Source organism: Enterobacter sp. 940_PEND, assembly GCF_001059415.1.
In the GTDB taxonomy this organism is placed as follows: domain Bacteria; phylum Pseudomonadota; class Gammaproteobacteria; order Enterobacterales; family Enterobacteriaceae; genus Enterobacter; species Enterobacter cloacae_M.
The window spans coordinates 21,534-38,021 of record NZ_JUMS01000146.1 but is presented as its reverse complement, the minus strand read 5'-3'; the positions used below and the strand labels follow the sequence as shown (position 1 = coordinate 38,021).

Below are 16,488 nucleotides of genomic sequence, written 5' to 3'. Positions count from 1 at the left end.
AGAAACTCCGTTATGCCGCGTTCAGGGCGTTGTGGTTGATGGCCATCATCGTCATCAGCCGTTCTTCGTTAGCGTCGTCACCGTGGATCTCGCCGGTCACCCGGCCTTCGCTGAGGGTGATGATCCGATCGGACACCGCCATCACCTCAGGCAGATCGGAGGAGATCACAATCACCGCCACGCCCTTTTTCGCCATGTCAAACAGCACCTGGTGCACTTCCGATTTGGTCCCCACGTCGATGCCGCGCGTCGGCTCATCAACGATCAGCACCCGCGGGTTGAGCGCCATGCAGCGCGCGAGGATCACTTTTTGCTGGTTGCCGCCGGAGAGCTTGCGCACCTCCTGCGCGCTGTTGACCATTTTGATCTGCAGCGCCTTGCGGTAGGACTCAATCAGATCGTCCTCCTTACGGGTGTTTACGAACCAGCGCCACTGCAGCAGCGAGGAGAGGCAGGAGAGCGACAGGTTGTCGCGAATGGAGAGCCCCAGCACCGCCCCCTCTTTTTTGCGGTCTTCCGGCACCAGCGCCACGCCCTGATCGAGAGCATACAGCGGGTCGCGCGGCTGGTACGGCACGCCGTCCAGCTCAAAGCTGCCCGAGGTAAACGCGTCTGCGCCAAACAGGCAGCGGGCCACTTCGGTACGTCCCGCGCCCACCAGCCCGGCAATGCCCAGAACTTCCCCGGCGTGGACGTGGAAGCTGATGTCGTGCAGGGCGATGCCGTGCGGATCCAGCGGCGGCTTTTCGCGGCTCAGCCCCTTCACCGCCAGGCGGACGGGTTTGTCCTCATGATGGGTTTCGCTGGCGGGGCGACGGTTAAAGGCCACGTCGCGTCCGACCATCAGGCGGATCAGCTGTTCAACGTTGGTCTCCGCCACCGCGCCGGTGCCGGTAAAGCGGCCGTCCTGGAAAACGGTGAAGCGATCGCAGAGCTGGAAAACTTCATGCAGGCGGTGGGTAACGTAAATAATGCTCACGCCGCGGTTTTTAAGCTCCCGCACCACGCGGTGCAGGCTTTCCACTTCGCTGTCGCTCAGCGCGGCGGAAGGTTCGTCCATAATGATTAACCGGGCGTTGAGGGTCAGCGCCCGGGCGATCTCCACCATCTGCTGCTGGGCGACGCTCAGGCGGGCGACAGGCGTGGTCGGCGCAACGTTCAGCTGGAGGTAATCGAGAATGACCTGCGCCTCCTGGTTGACCGCCCTTTCGTCGACGATCAGGTTACGCCTGCGCGGCTCGCGCCCGAGAAACATGTTTTCCGCGACGGTCATGTTGGGCAGCAGGTTGAACTCCTGATAGATGGTGATAATGCCCTTGTTCTGGCGTTCCACCGGGGAGTCGTCCACCGGCAGCGTTTCGCCGTTGAACCAGATATCCCCGCGCGTTTGCGGCTGCGCGCCCGCTAGCGCCTTCAGCAGCGTGGATTTTCCCGCCCCGTTTTCCCCCAGCAGGGCGTGAATTTCGCCGCTGCCGACGGTTAGCTGAGCGCTGCTCAGCGCCCAGACGCCGGAAAAGCTTTTTGCCAGGTCGGTCACTTTCAGTAAGGGTTGCGACATCGGTCTGCTCCTCCTTTAGAGTGAGCCGCCGCGCCAGCGGCGGCTGCGGATAAATCAGTTACCGGCCTCACCGATACGCTCAGCCTGCTGCAGGTTCTCTTTGGTGATCAGCGTCGGCGGGTAGTCGGCCCCGGTAATGGCTTTCTTCTCGCGCACGTTGGCCACCAGCTGGCTCATCGCCGTCTGCACCGCAAAGCCCGGACGCTGATCCGCCGTTACCGCCAGCCAGCCGTCGCGCACGCGGGCCAGCGCTTCCGGCACCGCATCAAACCCGGTCACGAGGATTTCGCCCGGCTTCACGCCCTGACTCTGCAGCGCTTCAATCGCCCCCAGCGCCATATCGTCGTTGGCGGAGAGGATCACCTGCGGGCGTTTCGGCAGCGAAGGCAGAACGCTTTCAACAATGCGCATCCCTTCAGAACGCATCCAGTTGCCGGTCTGATCGGCGACGATCTTGTATTTATCCCCGCCCGCCTTCAGGCTGTCGCGGATCCCTTTGGTGCGTTCGATGTTGGAGGAGGAGCCCGGCTGGCCGGTGAGGAGAATGATGTCCGCGCCGTTAGGGAATTTGGTTTTGACGAAGTCGCCAATCGCCTGGCCGCCCTTGTAGTTGTTGGCGCCAAAGTGCGGCACTTTTTTCTGGCTGTCGACGGATCGGTCAAGGGTGACCACCGGCAGCTTCGCATCCTGAATTTCATCCACCGCGCTGGAGACCGCGTTGACGTCGTTCGGGGAGACGATAAAGCCCTGCGCCCCACGGGTGATGGCGTTTTCCAGGTCAGCTACCTGCTTCGGCGAGCTGCCCTGCCCGTCCAGCACCTGAAGCTTCACGCCCATCTCTTTTGCGGCTTTCACCGCCGTGCGCTGCATGTGAACTTCAAACGGCATGGCCAGGTTTGGCGTACTGAATACAATTTGCTCGTTTTCGGCGAGGGCGGCCCCGGACGTCATGGCGATGAGGGCGGCTACGATCAGTTTTTTCATTATTATGTCTCTCTGTGTAGGGTTGTTGTGTTTAGAGGACGATCTCGCGCTGGCTGCGCAGTGACTCCAGCGCTTTATCCGCAAGGTACAGCGCACGTTCACCATCATCGCCGCTGCAGTCAGGCACCGCTTCGCCGCGCAGAACCGCGACAAAGTGTTCCCATTCCGCGGCGTAAGCGGATTTGTAGCGCTGCAGGAAGAAGTGTTCTGGCAGCGCGCTGGTGCAGCCCTGTTTGCCGTAGTGCTGCACCTGGTTTTCAAGAATATTGCCCGCGCACAGCAGCCCTTCGGAGCCGTGCAGCTCCAGGCGCTGGTCGTAGCCGTAAGATGAACGGCGGCTGTTGACGATGGTCGCCATCGCGCCGGAGGCATATTTCAGAACGATAAACGCGGTGTCGATATCCCCCGCCTCGCCAATCGCCGGATCCACCAGGTTGCTGCCCTGGGCATACACCGACACCGGCTCTTCGCCCATGATGAAGCGCGCCATGTCAAAGTCGTGAATGGTCATATCGCGGAACATGCCGCCGGAGACGCGAACGTACTCCGCAGGCGGCGGGGACGGGTCGCGGGAAACGATCAGCAGCGATTCCGGCTTGCCGATGCGCCCGGCCTGCGCATCGGTTTTCACGCGGCGGAACTGCGGGTCAAAGCGGCGGTTAAAGCCGATAAACAGCGGCACATCGTACTCTTTGACCACCTTCAGGCAGTCGCGCACGCGGGCGAGGTCGAGATGTACCGGCTTTTCACAGAAGATGGCCTTGCCGTGGCGGGCGGCCATTTCAATCAGGTCCGCGTGGGTATCGGTCGCGGAGGCGATCAGCACGGCGTGAACGTTAGGGTCGGTCATCGCCTCGTTCAGGCTCTGCTGGCGGGCCTGATACTGCGCGGCGAGGCGGGTGGCAAATTCCTGATTCGGGTCAACTACGGACCAGAGCGTGGTCGCGCCGTGGCTGGCGATGTTAGCTGCATGTACCTGGCCAATTCGGCCAGCGCCCAGTAAAGCAATGTTAAACATAACGGCTCCCGGTGTTGGTGAATGCTGTGAACTAACGACCCTATAAATAAAACATTTATTTCATTTTTATAAATAGTGAAAATTATGTTTTTGAGTGCGGGTTAACACTTTTGAGATGAATGAGATAAATTTTGTTATCAATCTCACAACATAGGTGAACGTGCGGCAACTCCCCTTCCCCGGCTCTCTCCCTCAGGGAGAGGGAGTAAAAAACCGCACCGAGCCGTCCCCTCTCCCTGTGGGAGAGGGGACGGGTGAGGGGAAAACAAAAATGAAATGAAAATTTCGTTACGGCAGGAAAACTTAATACTGACGGGCTTTTTTCACCTGGGCCTGCGTTTGCTCGGCGGCTTCACGCACGGCAGACGACGCCGCCACCTGCGCATCACCGGTTCGCCACCACGAGGCGTAATCGTGGGTCATGGTCTTCGGCAATACCTTGATGTCCAGCAGCGTCGGGCCCGGATGCGCCCGCGACGCCTCAAGCGCCGCCAGCAGGCTTTGCTCATCGTTCACCCGCCACGCGCGGCAGCCGTAGCTCTCCGCGTTTTGCGCAAAGTCGACCTTCACCAGCGGCCCGTCAAGCCGCCCGGTTTCCGGGTTGCGATGGCGGTTTTCCGTGCCAAAGCTGCCCATGCCGTGCCCCATCTGCAGGTTGTTAATGCAGCCGAAGCTGGCGTTATCAAACAGCAGAACGGTGATCTTAATGCCCTCCTGAACGGCGGTTTGCAGCTCGGAGTGCAGCATCATGTAGGAGCCATCCCCCACCATGGCGTACACCGGCAGTTCGGGTCTGGCGAGCTTCGCGCCGATGGCCGCCGCAATCTCGTAGCCCATGCAGGAGTAGCCGTACTCCAGGTGATAGCTGTCCGGCGTTTTGACCTGCCAGAGGCGCTGTAAATCCCCCGGCAGCGAACCGGCCGCGCCCACCACGATGGCGCTATCTTCAATATGCTGGTTGATCAGCCCCAGCACCCGCGTCTGGGTCAGGCGGGTGTTGAGCGTCTCGCCGTATTCCGCCAGCTGCGCGTCCATGTGCCCTGCCACTTCGGGCGCGTCGTCAGGGCGCCACTGGCGATCCCACAGGCGGCGGCACTCCTCGCGCCAGACGGACTTCACCTCGGCTATCGCCTCTCCCCAGCCGCTGCGGTACTCCCCGAGCGCGTGGGTTAAGGCCTGCAGTCCGGTTTGGGCATCGGCAACCAGCGCGGTGGCGTCCAGCTTCAGGGCGTCAAACTCGGCCACGTTCAGCAGCAGAAACTCAACGTCCGGGTGGGAAAAGAGCGCCTTGGAGCCGGTGGTAAAATCGGTCAGGCGCGTGCCGATGCCAATCACTAAATCGGCCTGCGGCGCGAGCTGGTTGGCGGCCATTCCTCCCGTCACCCCTATGCCGCCCAGGTTAAGTTGGTGGTCACTTACCAGCGCTCCCTTTCCGGCCTGGGTTTCGGCAAACGGCAGCCGCAGCGCCTCGACAAATTCGCGAAACGCCTCATGCGCCCCGGAATAGCGCACGCCGCCGCCGCACACCACCAGCGGACGACGCTTGCGGGCGATCAGCGCCCGCGCCTGCGCCAGACGCTGCGGATCGGGCGGACGGCGTTCGATGTGATGCACGCGCCGCGCGAAGAAGCTCAGCGGGTAGTCCCAGGCCTCCCCCTGCACGTCCTGCGGCAGGCAGATGGTCACCGCGCCGGTATTGGCGGGGTCAGTAAGCGTTCGCATCGCGCTTAGCATGGCGCACATCAGCTGCTCAGGGCGGTTAATCCGGTCCCAGTAGCGGGAGACCGGACGGAAGCAGTCGTTGGTGCTGATGCTGAGATCGTGATACTGCTCAATCTGCTGCAGCACCGGGTCCGGCTGGCGGCTGGCGTAGATATCGCCCGGCAGCAGCAGCAGCGGGATGCGGTTCGCCGTGGCGGTGGCCGCCGCCGTGACCATATTGGCGGCGCCCGGCCCGACGGAGGAGGTGACGGCAAAGATGCGCTTACGGCGGTGCTGTTTGGCGAATCCCGTCGCCATGTGGGCGATACCCTGCTCGTTACACCCCTGCATGATGTGCAGATGACCGGGGTCCTGCTCCAGCGCCTGGCCGATACCCAGCACGTTGCCGTGACCAAAGATGGTGGCGACGCCCTCCACGAAGGGCGTTTCGTCACCGTCCACGCTGACGTACTGTTGATTAAGGAACCGGACCAGCGCCTGGGCCATGGTCATACGTTCGGTTTGCATAAAACCTCCTGTCAGCCCAGCGTTGGCATAGAGAACGCAGCGCCTGTCTCCTGCTGCATTTCCGGCCAGCGCGCGGTGATGGTTTTCATTCGGGTGTAGAAGCGCACGCCGTCGCTGCCGTGAACGTTGAGCGCGCCAAAGATAGAACGCTTCCAGCCGCCGAAGCTGTGGAATGCCATCGGCACCGGGATCGGCACGTTGACGCCCACCATGCCCGCCTGCACCTCTTCGCAGAAGCGGCGCGCGCAGCCGCCGTCGCGGGTGAAGATCGCTGAACCATTACCATATTCATGGCGGTTAATCAGATCCACCGCGCTGGCGTAATCTGCTACGCGCACCACAGAAAGCACCGGGCCAAAAATCTCTTCTTTATAGATGGTCATCTCCGGGGTGACGTTATCGAACAGCGTCGGCCCGACGAAGTAGCCCTGCTCGTGGCCCTTCACGCTGAAGCCGCGACCGTCCACGCGAAGCTTCGCCCCCTGCGCTTCCCCGCTGTCGATGTAGCCCAGCACCTTGCTGCGGTGCGCGGAGGAGATGAGCGGCCCCATTTCGTTTTCCGGCGACTGGTCCAGGCCCGGCCCGACGCGCAGCGCGGCAATCTGTTTTTCGAGCCGGGCGCAGAGATCATCGGCGGTTTTATCTCCCACCGCCAGCACTACCGAGAGCGCCATGCAGCGCTCGCCCGCCGCGCCGTAGGCCGCGCCCATGATGGCGTTGGTCGCCATCTCCATGTCGGCATCCGGCATTAAAATGCAGTGGTTTTTCGCACCGCCCAGCGCCTGGCAGCGCTTACCGTGGGCAGATGCGGTCTGATAAATGTATTCCGCAATCGGCGTGGAGCCGACAAAGCTCACCGCCTGCACGCGCGGGTCGGTCAGGAGCACGTCAACGGACTCCTTATCGCCCTGCACCACGTTGAACACGCCGTCCGGCAGGCCGGCCTCTTTCAGCAGCTGCGCCAGCGCGAGCGCCAGAGAAGGATCTTTTTCCGACGGTTTCAGCACGAAGGTGTTGCCGGTCGCCAGCGCAATCGGGAACATCCACATCGGTACCATCGCCGGGAAGTTAAACGGGGTGATCCCGGCGCAGACGCCGAGCGGCTGCATCAGCGAGTGGCTGTCGACGCCCGTGCCGACGTTCGCAGAGTGTTCACCCTTTTGCAGATGCGGGATGCCGCAGGCAAACTCCACCACTTCCAGGCCGCGGGTCAGTTCGCCCACCGCGTCGGAGAAGACCTTGCCGTGCTCTTCGCTGATGATGCGGGCCAGGCGCTCCATGTTCTCCTCCAGCAGCGCCTTGAAGCGAAACATCACGCGCGCGCGCTTCAGCGGAGCATGGCGCGCCCACGCCGGAAACGCCTGCTGCGCGGCGGCAATCGCCTGCTCCGTTTCCTGCGCCGTACTCATCACCACCTGGCGGATCTGCTCGCCGGTGGCCGGGTTGAAGATCGCCTGAACGCGCTGGCCTGAACCGGTGACACATTCGCCGTGAATAAAATTCGCTACCGTCTCCATCCTTAACCTCTCGCTGTTGATACGTGACTGTTACCTGAACACTGTGTACTGAACACTATATATGAAACAAATATTCCATTTTAAGTTGAAATAAAATAAATGATGATTATTGTGATCAAGGATGGATTTTTATGTTAACAGCCAACAACACTGGTGCAGCGTGCGCTATTAAGGATTTCGGGCGAGGAAATGACTGAAGTTTCTGTTTCATTTTTGCTGCCAGATGGATGGCCGACATTTAAAAGACGCGGTTTTGCGTTTAGAATCATAAGACTGTATTTGGGGGATAAGATGACGACAGCAACCAGCCTGAACGAACTGCAGCAGCAAATCCGCGATCGCTACGATAGCCTGAGCAAGAGGCTGCAGCAGGTCTCCCGCTACGTGCTGGATAACACCAACAGCGTGGCCTTTGATACGGTTGCCGTCATTGCCGAGCGTGCCGACGTGCCGCCCTCGACGCTGATCCGCTTTGCCAACGCCTTTGACTTCACCGGCTTCAACGAAATGAAACAGCTGTTTCGTATGAACCTGGTGGAGGAGACCGCCAGCTACAGCGACCGCGCCCGGCTGTTCCGCGAGATGGAGAGCGAGGCCGTGCCGGAAACGCCGCTTGATATCCTGCAGGAGTTCGCCCGCTCGAACGCGCAGGCGCTGCAGCAGCTGGCCGCCCGCGCCGAACCGGAAATGCTGGAGCGCGCGGTACAGCTGCTGGCCGACGCCGACACCATCTACATCGCCGGACTGCGCCGCTCCTTCAGCGTCGCGGCCTACCTCACCTACGCTCTAAGCCACCTCGAGTGCCGCCCTATCCTGCTCGACGGCATGGGCGGCATGCTGCGCGAGCAGATCAGCCGCATTAAGGCGCGCGACATCGTGGTGTCGATCAGCTTCTCGCCGTACGCGGAAGAGACGGTGATGGTCAGCGAAACCGCCGCCAGCGTCGGCGCGCGGCAGATCGTGATTACGGACAGCCAGATTAGCCCGCTGGCGACGTTCAGCGATCTCTGCTTTGTGGTGAAGGAGGCTCAGGTGGATGCGTTTCGCTCGCAGTCGGCGACGCTGTGCCTGGTGCAGTCGCTGGTGGTGGCGCTGGCGTATCGGCTGGGAGAGGGGAAGTAAGGCAATAAAAAACCCCCTGCACAGGCAGAGGGTTTTGGTGTTAATTCAGCGGGGAATTATTCCCATTCAATCGTAGCCGGTGGCTTACCGCTGATGTCATACACCACGCGGGAAATACCGTTCACTTCGTTGATGATGCGGTTAGACACGCGGCCCAGGAAGTCATACGGCAGGTGCGCCCAGTGCGCGGTCATGAAGTCGATGGTTTCCACCGCACGCAGGGAAACCACCCAGTCATACTTGCGGCCATCGCCCATCACACCAACGGAGCGAACCGGCAGGAACACGGTGAACGCCTGGCTTACCTTGTTGTACAGGTCAGCTTTGTGCAGCTCTTCGATGAAGATCGCGTCCGCGCGACGCAGCAGGTCGCAGTACTCTTTCTTCACTTCGCCCAGCACGCGCACGCCCAGACCCGGACCCGGGAACGGGTGACGGTAGAGCATATCGTACGGCAGACCCAGTTCCAGACCGATCTTACGCACTTCGTCTTTGAACAGCTCGCGCAGCGGTTCAACCAGGCCCATCTTCATCTCTTTCGGCAGGCCGCCCACGTTGTGGTGAGATTTGATGACGTGCGCTTTACCGGTTGCAGAGGCCGCAGACTCGATCACGTCAGGGTAGATGGTGCCCTGCGCCAGCCACTTCACGTCTTCCAGCTTCAGCGCCTCTTCGTCGAACACTTCCACGAACACGCGGCCGATGATTTTACGTTTGGCTTCCGGATCGTTCTCGCCTTTCAGCGCGTCCAGGAAGCGCTGCTCGCCTTCCACGTGAACGATGTTCAGACCGAAGTGGTCGCCAAACATGTCCATAACCTGCTGGGCTTCGTTCAGACGCAGCAGACCGTTGTCCACGAACACGCAGGTCAGGTTTTTGCCGATGGCGCGGTGCAGCAGCATCGCGGTCACGGAGGAGTCCACGCCGCCTGAGAGGCCGAGAATTACCTTGTCATCGCCAACCTGCTGGCGGATACGCTCAACGGCGTCGTCGATGATTTTTGCCGGGGTCCACAGGGCTTCACACTGGCAGATGTCACGCACGAAGCGCTCCAGCATGCGCATACCCTGACGGGTGTGGGTCACTTCCGGGTGGAACTGCACGCCGTAGAAGCGTTTTTCTTCGTTCGCCATGATGGCGAACGGACAGCTTTCGGTGCTGGCAACGGTCACGAAGTCAGACGGGATGGCGGTAACTTTGTCGCCGTGGCTCATCCACACGTCCAGCAGCGGTTTGCCGTCTGCGGTCAGGGAGTCTTCGATACCGCGCACCAGCGCGCTGTCGGTGACGACTTCTACCTGTGCGTAGCCAAACTCACGCTCGTTGGAGCCTTCTACGTGGCCGCCCAGCTGCATTGCCATGGTCTGCATACCGTAGCAAACGCCGAATACAGGCACGCCAGCTTCGAACACGTACTGCGGCGCGCGCGGGCTGTTCTCTTCGGTGGTGCTTTCCGGGCCGCCGGACAGGATGATGCCGCTTGGATTGAATTCGCGAATCTGTGCTTCCGTGACATCCCACGCCCACAGCTCACAGTAAACGCCCAGTTCACGTACGCGACGCGCCACCAGCTGAGTGTACTGAGAACCGAAGTCCAGGATGAGAATGCGATGTTTATGAATGTTTTCCGTCATTGACGCTAATTCCGAGGCAAGTGAAACAAAAACAGAGCGCCCGGCTGAAGCCGGGCGCGGAAACTTATCAGGAGCCCAGACGGTAGTTCGGGGACTCTTTGGTGATCGTCACGTCGTGAACGTGGCTCTCCTGGATACCCGCACCGCTGATGCGTACGAATTCCGCTTTAGTACGCAGCAGGTCAATGGTACCACAGCCGGTCAGACCCATACAGGAGCGCAGGCCGCCCATCTGCTGGTGAATGATCTCTTTCAGACGGCCTTTATAGGCAACGCGACCTTCGATGCCTTCCGGCACCAGTTTGTCAGCGGCGTTATCGGTCTGGAAGTAACGGTCAGAGGAGCCTTTTGACATCGCGCCCAGGGAGCCCATGCCGCGGTAAGATTTGTAAGAACGACCCTGGTAGAGTTCGATTTCACCCGGGGATTCTTCGGTACCGGCCAGCATGGAGCCTACCATTACGGCAGCTGCGCCCGCGGCGATCGCTTTGGCGATGTCGCCAGAGAAGCGGATACCGCCGTCAGCGATAACCGGAATACCGGTGCCTTCCAGCGCTTCAACCGCGTCAGACACCGCGGTGATCTGCGGAACGCCCACGCCGGTGACGATACGGGTAGTACAAATGGAGCCAGGGCCGATACCCACTTTCACCGCGCTGCAGCCAGCGTCAGCCAGCGCGCGAGCGCCTGCGCCAGTTGCCACGTTACCGCCAATGATCTGCAGATCAGGGTATTTGGCGCGGGTATCGCGAATACGTTGCAGAACGCCTTCGGAGTGGCCGTGAGAGGAGTCAATCAGCAGGACGTCAACGCCCGCAGCGACCAGCGCGTCAACGCGCTCTTCGTTACCGGCACCTGCGCCAACCGCAGCGCCGACGCGCAGACGGCCATGCTCGTCTTTACAGGCGTTAGGCTTACGTTCTGCTTTCTGGAAATCTTTAACGGTGATCATGCCGCGCAGGTGGAAGCCGCTGTCAACAACCAGCGCTTTTTCAACGCGTTTTTCGTGCATTTTTGCCAGCACCACGTCGCGGGTTTCACCTTCGCGAACGGTTACCAGACGCTCTTTTGGCGTCATGTAAACGCTAACAGGCTGGTTCAGGTCAGTCACGAAACGCACGTCACGACCGGTAATAATACCGACCAGTTCGTTCTCTTCGGTCACCACCGGGTAACCGGCGAAGCCGTTACGTTCGGTCAGGGCTTTCACTTCGTGCAGCGTGGTGGTTGGCAGAACGGTCTGTGGGTCAGACACGATGCCGGATTCATGTTTCTTCACGCGGCGAACTTCTTCCGCCTGACGTTCGATAGACATGTTTTTGTGAATAAAGCCAATGCCACCTTCCTGTGCCAGGGCGATAGCCAGGCGCGCTTCAGTCACGGTGTCCATTGCCGCAGAGAGCATAGGAATGTTCAGGCGAATGGTTTTAGTCAACTGCGTGCTGAGATCGGCAGTATTCGGCAGAACAGTGGAGTGAGCGGGAACGAGGAGGACGTCGTCAAACGTCAGTGCTTCTTTAGCGATACGTAGCATGGGCAATATCTCTGACCTGGGTGGTTAAATATTGCCGTGGCATTATACAGAGCGTAACCGATTGCATCTACACTTTTTTATAAAAAAGCTTGCGATTGCCTCTCAGCAGGTTACTATCGACTGAATAACTTGCTGATTTAGAATTTGATCCCGCTCACATGTTATCCTCTCAATCCCCCTCAATTTATACCGTCAGCCGCCTGAATCAGACGGTGCGTTTGCTGCTTGAGCAGGAAATGGGGCAGGTCTGGATCAGCGGTGAGATCTCTAACTTCACGCAGCCGTCCTCCGGTCACTGGTACTTTACCCTAAAAGACGACACCGCCCAGGTGCGCTGCGCGATGTTCCGCAACAGCAACCGTCGCGTGACGTTTCGTCCTCAGCACGGCCAGCAGGTTCTGGTTCGCGCCAATATCACCCTGTATGAGCCGCGCGGCGATTATCAGATTATCGTCGAGAGCATGCAGCCCGCGGGCGAAGGCCTGCTGCAGCAGAAGTATGAACAGCTAAAAGCCAGGCTCTCTGCCGAAGAGCTGTTCGACCAGCAGTACAAAAAGACGCTGCCCTCCCCCGCCCACTGCGTTGGGGTCATCACCTCGAAAACCGGTGCGGCACTGCACGATATTTTGCACGTGCTGAAGCGTCGCGACCCTTCCTTGCCCGTCATCATCTACCCGACCGCCGTTCAGGGTGACGATGCGCCGGGCCAGATAGTTCGCGCCATTGAGCTGGCGAACGTGCGTCAGGAGTGTGACGTCTTAATCGTCGGACGCGGCGGCGGCTCGCTGGAAGATCTGTGGAGCTTTAACGACGAGCGCGTGGCGCGGGCAATCTTTGCAAGTATTATCCCCGTGGTGAGCGCCGTCGGCCACGAAACGGACGTAACAATTGCGGATTTCGTCGCGGATCTGCGTGCGCCTACCCCGTCCGCGGCGGCGGAAGTGGTCAGCCGCAACCAGCTGGAGCTGCTGCGTCAGATTCAGAACGTACAGCAGCGTCTTGAGATGGCGATGGACTACTTTCTTGCCAACCGTACCCGCCGCTTTACCCAGCTTCATCATCGTCTTCAGCAGCAGCATCCGCAGCTGCGTCTGGCGCGCCAGCAGACCGTGCTGGATCGTCTGCGTCAGCGCATGAACGTTGCGGTGGACGCGCAGCTTAAGCGCGCGGTATCGCGCCAGCAGCGCGTGACGCAGCGCCTGAACCAGCAGAACCCGCAGCCGAAAATCTATCGCGCGCAAACGCGGATCCAGCAGCTGGAGTATCGTCTGGCGGAGACAATCCGGGCGCGGCTGAGCACCACCCGCGAGCGTTTTGGCAATGCGGTGACCCACCTTGAAGCCGTCAGCCCCCTCTCCACGCTGGCGCGCGGCTATAGCGTGACGACGGCGACGGACGGCAAAGTGCTGAAGCAAACTAAACAGGTAAATACCGGCGATGTGCTGACGACGCGTCTTTCCGACGGCTGGGTAGAAAGTGAAGTGAAATCAATTAAACCGGTGAAAAAAACGCGTCAGCGTAAAACCGGATAATTCTTCGCCGGTTACTTACTATACTGCTGCTATTCCCTTTTTTAATAAGGAGAGCAGCATGCCCCATCTTCATAGCGTTATTCCCCCTTATATTCTTCGTCGTATTATCGAAAGCGGTTCCGAGCCGCAGCAGCGCTGCGCCCGTCAGACCTTAACCCATGTCCAGACGCTGATGGCCCACATGCCGGGCAAACCCGCCGCGCCGCACGTGAATAAAGCCGGGCAGCTGGAGCGCGATATTTACGACGCGAAGCAAACCCAGGAGCTGCCGGGTATGCAGGTGCGTTACGAAGGCCAGCCGTCGAACGGCGATGTGGCGGTGGATGAAGCCTACGATTATTTGGGTATTACCCATGATTTCTTCTGGAAAGAATATCAGCGTGATTCGCTCGATAATAAAGGGCTTATTTTGACCGGCACCGTGCATTACGGCCGGGAATATCAGAACGCCTTCTGGAACGGTCAGCAGATGGTATTTGGCGACGGCGACGGGGAAATATTTAACCGCTTTACCATCGCCATCGACGTGGTGGCGCACGAACTCAGCCACGGCGTGACCGAGACCGAAGCCGGGCTTATCTATTTTGAACAGTCGGGCGCGCTGAACGAGTCTCTGTCGGACGTGTTTGGCTCGCTGGTCAAACAGTACCATCTGAAGCAAACCGCCGATAAAGCTGACTGGCTCATTGGCGAAGGGCTACTGGCGAAAGGGATTAACGGCAAAGGGCTGCGCTCAATGTCTGAACCCGGCACAGCCTATGACGATCCTCTGCTCGGCAAAGACCCGCAGCCTGCGCACATGAAAGATTTCATTAAAACGCGCGAGGATAACGGCGGCGTGCATCTGAACTCCGGCATTCCCAACCGGGCATTTTATCTGGCTGCGACGGCGATCGGCGGCTACGCCTGGGAAAAAGCGGGTTATGCCTGGTACGACACGGTTTGCGATCGCAAACTGGCGCAGGATGCGGATTTTGAGGCCTTCGCAAAACTGACGATCGCGCACGGAGAGAAACGCTCCGGCGGCGACGCTGGTGCGGCCATTAAACAAGCCTGGGAACAGGTGGGAGTGTTGTAAATGCAGGTTCCGGAACTGACGGATGACGCCGTGGTTGAGCTGGCCCGGGAAGGCGGCGTCGCTTTTATCCCCAGGCTGAGCGGACAGCGCACCATCGCGCTCTCCTCGCTCAATGAAGCCCAGCGCCAGCGCCTGGTGAGCATCCTGGAGCAGGCTTTTCCACGCGGCCAGCCGCCGGGGCAAGCCTCTTCACCCGGCAGCGGCGACCAGCGCTATTTCCGCATCCAGATTATCTGGACCGGGCAAAATCAGGCGCACTACGCCGATATCGTCGTGCTGGTGCCGGAGCAGGAAGCGCCAGAGTCGCTGGTTGAGCTGTGGAAGAAAGGCGAAGGCTGCGTCTGCGATTAACCTTCGGCCCGAACAAACTCCACGCGTTTTTTAGAGATAAGGCCGTGGCCATTCTGGCAGAAATAGTCCACCGCGCCGCAGGCTTTTAATACCTGGAGCGGCTGATGGCACTCCGGGCAGCGGGCTTCAAGCGCAATATCTTTATTGCAGCTGTCGCAGTGCGCTACGCCGTTCTGGGGCTCCAGCGGTGCCTGGCATTCCGGGCAGGTAATCGACATATTCTCTCCTGTTGGGTTTTACCGGGACAGGATAACTGTCCCGGTAGGCTGAACATTATCAGGCTTCAGCTGCCGGTTTAGTCTGCGCATTTTCCAGCATGCGGCGCACCGGAACAATAAGGACGATCAGTACCGCGGCACAGATCAGCAGCGCGATGGAGCAGCGCGCAAAGAGATCCGGCAGCATATCCAGCTGATCGGCCTTCACGTGGCCGCCAATCAGGCCCGCCGCCAGGTTACCGAGCGCGCTGGCGCAGAACCACAGCCCCATCATCTGGCCGCGCATTCTTTCCGGCGCAAGCAGCGTCATGGTCGCCAGGCCAATCGGACTCAGGCACAGCTCGCCGAGCGTCAGCATCAGGATGCTGCCCACCAGCCAGAACGGCGACACGCCCGCTCCACCGCTGCTCAGCACGTTCTGTGCCGCCAGCATCATCAGGCCAAAGCCCGCCGCCGCGCACAGAATACCAATAACAAACTTGGTGATGCTGCTCGGACGAATGTTTTTGCTCGCGAGCTTCGGCCATGCCCAGCTAAACACCGGAGCCAGCAGAATGATGAACAGGGCGTTGATTGACTGGAACCACACCGCCGGGATTTCAAAATCACCAATCATGCGGTTAGTGTAGTCGTTGGCAAACAGGTTGAATGAAGTTGGCTTCTGCTCAAACGCGGACCAGAAGAACGCCGCGGAGATCAGCAGAATAAAGCAGACCAACAGCCTGGCGCGCTCTTTACGATTCAGGCCCGCAAAAACAAACAGATAAATAAAGTAGAGGGCAACGGATGCCGCAATCACGTAGACCAGCACGCTGGCTACCGCGACCGGGTTAATCACAATCACGCCCTGCGCAATCAGCGTCACGATCGTTGCCACGCCTGCCGCCAGCGCCAGCAGCCAAACGCCCACGCCGTTACGCTTCACCACCGGGCTGTTCCAGGTGGAGTCGAGGCCGACTTCGCCGTCATAGCGTTTCATCGCCGGAACGGCAAACACGCGGAAGATAATCAGCGCCACCAGCATCCCGATGCCGCCAATACCAAAGCCCCAGTGCCAGCCGTGGGTTTTAATCAGCCAGCCGGAAATCAGCGGCGCGATGAACGAGCCCATGTTGATGCCCATATAGAACAGCGAGAAACCGCCGTCACGACGCGCGTCGCCTTTTTTATACAGGGTGCCGACCATCACCGAGATACAGGTCTTAAACAGCCCGGAGCCAAGCACGATGAACATCAGGCCGATAAAGAACAGGTTGTTCCCCATTACCGCAGAGAGCGCAATCGACAGGTGGCCGAGCGCAATCAGAATTGAACCGTACCAGACGGCTCTCTGCTGACCGAGCCAGTTATCCGCCAGCCAGCCGCCCGGCAGCGCGGCCAGGTACATGGTACCGGCAAAGATACCGACAATCGCCGAGGCGTTTTCACGCGCCAGGCCCATCCCGCCGTCATAGACGGTGGCGGCCATAAAAAGGATCAGTAACGGACGAATGCCGTAAAATGAGAAACGCTCCCACATCTCGGTGAAGAACAGGGAACCGAGCGGATACGGATGGCCGAAGAACGTTCGGCTCTCTTTTTGATTAACAGTGGATTGCATAATTCTCCCGAAAGGTATGTCGTCGTGCTTGTAAACACCAGCAGGTACGCCGGCCAGTTACGTATCTGGCCGATTTTTTACATGCGGCGAAAAGTTAGTTAACCATTTGATAA

General features: G+C 59.7%; 13 protein-coding genes. 4 read left to right on the top strand and 9 right to left on the bottom strand.

Annotated features, from left to right (window positions below; genetic code table 11):
- Nucleotides 1-10: 10 nt before the first annotated feature.
- The 5 genes from ADJ24_RS20480 to ADJ24_RS20460 all read right to left on the bottom strand — a co-directional run bounded on the left by ADJ24_RS20480 (nucleotide 11) and on the right by ADJ24_RS20460 (nucleotide 7,306).
- Nucleotides 11-1,558: a sugar ABC transporter ATP-binding protein gene (locus ADJ24_RS20480; RefSeq protein ID WP_023308787.1), complete on the bottom strand. Its 1,548-nt coding sequence runs from the start codon at nucleotides 1,556-1,558 to the stop codon at nucleotides 11-13.
- A 54-nt stretch (nucleotides 1,559-1,612) separates the two neighbouring features.
- Entirely contained in the window at nucleotides 1,613-2,542 is a 930-nt protein-coding gene (locus ADJ24_RS20475; protein ID WP_023308788.1) for a sugar ABC transporter substrate-binding protein, read from the bottom strand.
- Nucleotides 2,543-2,573: 31 nt separating this feature from the next.
- Nucleotides 2,574-3,560 (bottom strand): inositol 2-dehydrogenase, encoded by a 987-nt coding sequence (iolG, locus tag ADJ24_RS20470; RefSeq protein WP_023308789.1) that lies wholly within the window; start codon nucleotides 3,558-3,560, stop codon nucleotides 2,574-2,576.
- A gap of 303 nt (nucleotides 3,561-3,863) precedes the next feature.
- The gene (iolD, locus tag ADJ24_RS20465) at nucleotides 3,864-5,789 is read right to left on the bottom strand and encodes a 3D-(3,5/4)-trihydroxycyclohexane-1,2-dione acylhydrolase (decyclizing) (protein ID WP_023308790.1); all 1,926 of its coding nucleotides are present in this window, start codon (nucleotides 5,787-5,789) and stop codon (nucleotides 3,864-3,866) included.
- 11 nt (nucleotides 5,790-5,800) lie between these two features.
- Nucleotides 5,801-7,306, bottom strand: a complete 1,506-nt coding sequence (locus ADJ24_RS20460) for a CoA-acylating methylmalonate-semialdehyde dehydrogenase (protein ID WP_023308791.1) — start codon at nucleotides 7,304-7,306, stop codon at nucleotides 5,801-5,803.
- Nucleotides 7,307-7,597: 291 nt separating this feature from the next.
- Between ADJ24_RS20460 and ADJ24_RS20455 the strand changes: the two genes are divergently transcribed.
- Complete coding sequence (locus ADJ24_RS20455) at nucleotides 7,598-8,428, top strand: MurR/RpiR family transcriptional regulator (protein ID WP_008502123.1); 831 nt, start codon at nucleotides 7,598-7,600, stop codon at nucleotides 8,426-8,428.
- 56 nt (nucleotides 8,429-8,484) lie between these two features.
- Here ADJ24_RS20455 and guaA read toward each other — a convergent pair whose 3' ends face one another.
- Complete coding sequence (gene guaA, locus ADJ24_RS20450) at nucleotides 8,485-10,062, bottom strand: glutamine-hydrolyzing GMP synthase (protein WP_006811514.1); 1,578 nt, start codon at nucleotides 10,060-10,062, stop codon at nucleotides 8,485-8,487.
- A 67-nt stretch (nucleotides 10,063-10,129) separates the two neighbouring features.
- On the bottom strand, nucleotides 10,130-11,596 hold the full coding sequence (guaB, locus tag ADJ24_RS20445) for an IMP dehydrogenase (protein WP_023308792.1): 1,467 nt from the start codon (nucleotides 11,594-11,596) through the stop codon (nucleotides 10,130-10,132).
- Nucleotides 11,597-11,754: 158 nt separating this feature from the next.
- Between guaB and xseA the strand changes: the two genes are divergently transcribed.
- The 3 genes from xseA to ADJ24_RS20430 are packed head-to-tail and all read left to right on the top strand — an operon-like array spanning nucleotide 11,755 to nucleotide 14,557.
- The gene (gene xseA / locus ADJ24_RS20440) at nucleotides 11,755-13,128 is read left to right on the top strand and encodes an exodeoxyribonuclease VII large subunit (protein WP_023308793.1); all 1,374 of its coding nucleotides are present in this window, start codon (nucleotides 11,755-11,757) and stop codon (nucleotides 13,126-13,128) included.
- Between the two features lie 58 nt (nucleotides 13,129-13,186).
- The gene (locus ADJ24_RS20435; protein WP_023308794.1) at nucleotides 13,187-14,206 is read left to right on the top strand and encodes a M4 family metallopeptidase; all 1,020 of its coding nucleotides are present in this window, start codon (nucleotides 13,187-13,189) and stop codon (nucleotides 14,204-14,206) included.
- The gene (locus ADJ24_RS20430) at nucleotides 14,207-14,557 is read left to right on the top strand and encodes a protealysin inhibitor emfourin (RefSeq protein ID WP_023308795.1); all 351 of its coding nucleotides are present in this window, start codon (nucleotides 14,207-14,209) and stop codon (nucleotides 14,555-14,557) included.
- Here the strand turns inward: ADJ24_RS20430 and ADJ24_RS20425 are convergent.
- Both ADJ24_RS20425 and ADJ24_RS20420 read right to left on the bottom strand, forming a co-directional pair.
- Entirely contained in the window at nucleotides 14,554-14,775 is a 222-nt protein-coding gene (locus tag ADJ24_RS20425; protein WP_023308796.1) for a zinc ribbon domain-containing protein, read from the bottom strand. The two genes, ADJ24_RS20430 and ADJ24_RS20425, sit on opposite strands and share 4 nt — an antisense overlap.
- Nucleotides 14,776-14,833: 58 nt before the next feature.
- Complete coding sequence (locus ADJ24_RS20420; protein ID WP_023308797.1) at nucleotides 14,834-16,375, bottom strand: peptide MFS transporter; 1,542 nt, start codon at nucleotides 16,373-16,375, stop codon at nucleotides 14,834-14,836.
- Nucleotides 16,376-16,488: the final 113 nt, after the last annotated feature.

Bases quoted from the DNA above. Each gene is read 5' to 3' on its own strand.
- ADJ24_RS20480 (WP_023308787.1), bottom strand. From the start codon at position 1,558: ATGTCGCAACCCTTACTGAAAGTGACCGACCTGGCAAAAAGCTTTTCC.
- ADJ24_RS20475 (WP_023308788.1), bottom strand. From the start codon at position 2,542: ATGAAAAAACTGATCGTAGCCGCCCTCATCGCCATGACGTCCGGGGCC.
- iolG (WP_023308789.1), bottom strand. From the start codon at position 3,560: ATGTTTAACATTGCTTTACTGGGCGCTGGCCGAATTGGCCAGGTACAT.
- iolD (WP_023308790.1), bottom strand. From the start codon at position 5,789: ATGCAAACCGAACGTATGACCATGGCCCAGGCGCTGGTCCGGTTCCTT.
- ADJ24_RS20460 (WP_023308791.1), bottom strand. From the start codon at position 7,306: ATGGAGACGGTAGCGAATTTTATTCACGGCGAATGTGTCACCGGTTCA.
- ADJ24_RS20455 (WP_008502123.1), top strand. From the start codon at position 7,598: ATGACGACAGCAACCAGCCTGAACGAACTGCAGCAGCAAATCCGCGAT.
- guaA (WP_006811514.1), bottom strand. From the start codon at position 10,062: ATGACGGAAAACATTCATAAACATCGCATTCTCATCCTGGACTTCGGT.
- guaB (WP_023308792.1), bottom strand. From the start codon at position 11,596: ATGCTACGTATCGCTAAAGAAGCACTGACGTTTGACGACGTCCTCCTC.
- xseA (WP_023308793.1), top strand. From the start codon at position 11,755: ATGTTATCCTCTCAATCCCCCTCAATTTATACCGTCAGCCGCCTGAAT.
- ADJ24_RS20435 (WP_023308794.1), top strand. From the start codon at position 13,187: ATGCCCCATCTTCATAGCGTTATTCCCCCTTATATTCTTCGTCGTATT.
- ADJ24_RS20430 (WP_023308795.1), top strand. From the start codon at position 14,207: ATGCAGGTTCCGGAACTGACGGATGACGCCGTGGTTGAGCTGGCCCGG.
- ADJ24_RS20425 (WP_023308796.1), bottom strand. From the start codon at position 14,775: ATGTCGATTACCTGCCCGGAATGCCAGGCACCGCTGGAGCCCCAGAAC.
- ADJ24_RS20420 (WP_023308797.1), bottom strand. From the start codon at position 16,375: ATGCAATCCACTGTTAATCAAAAAGAGAGCCGAACGTTCTTCGGCCAT.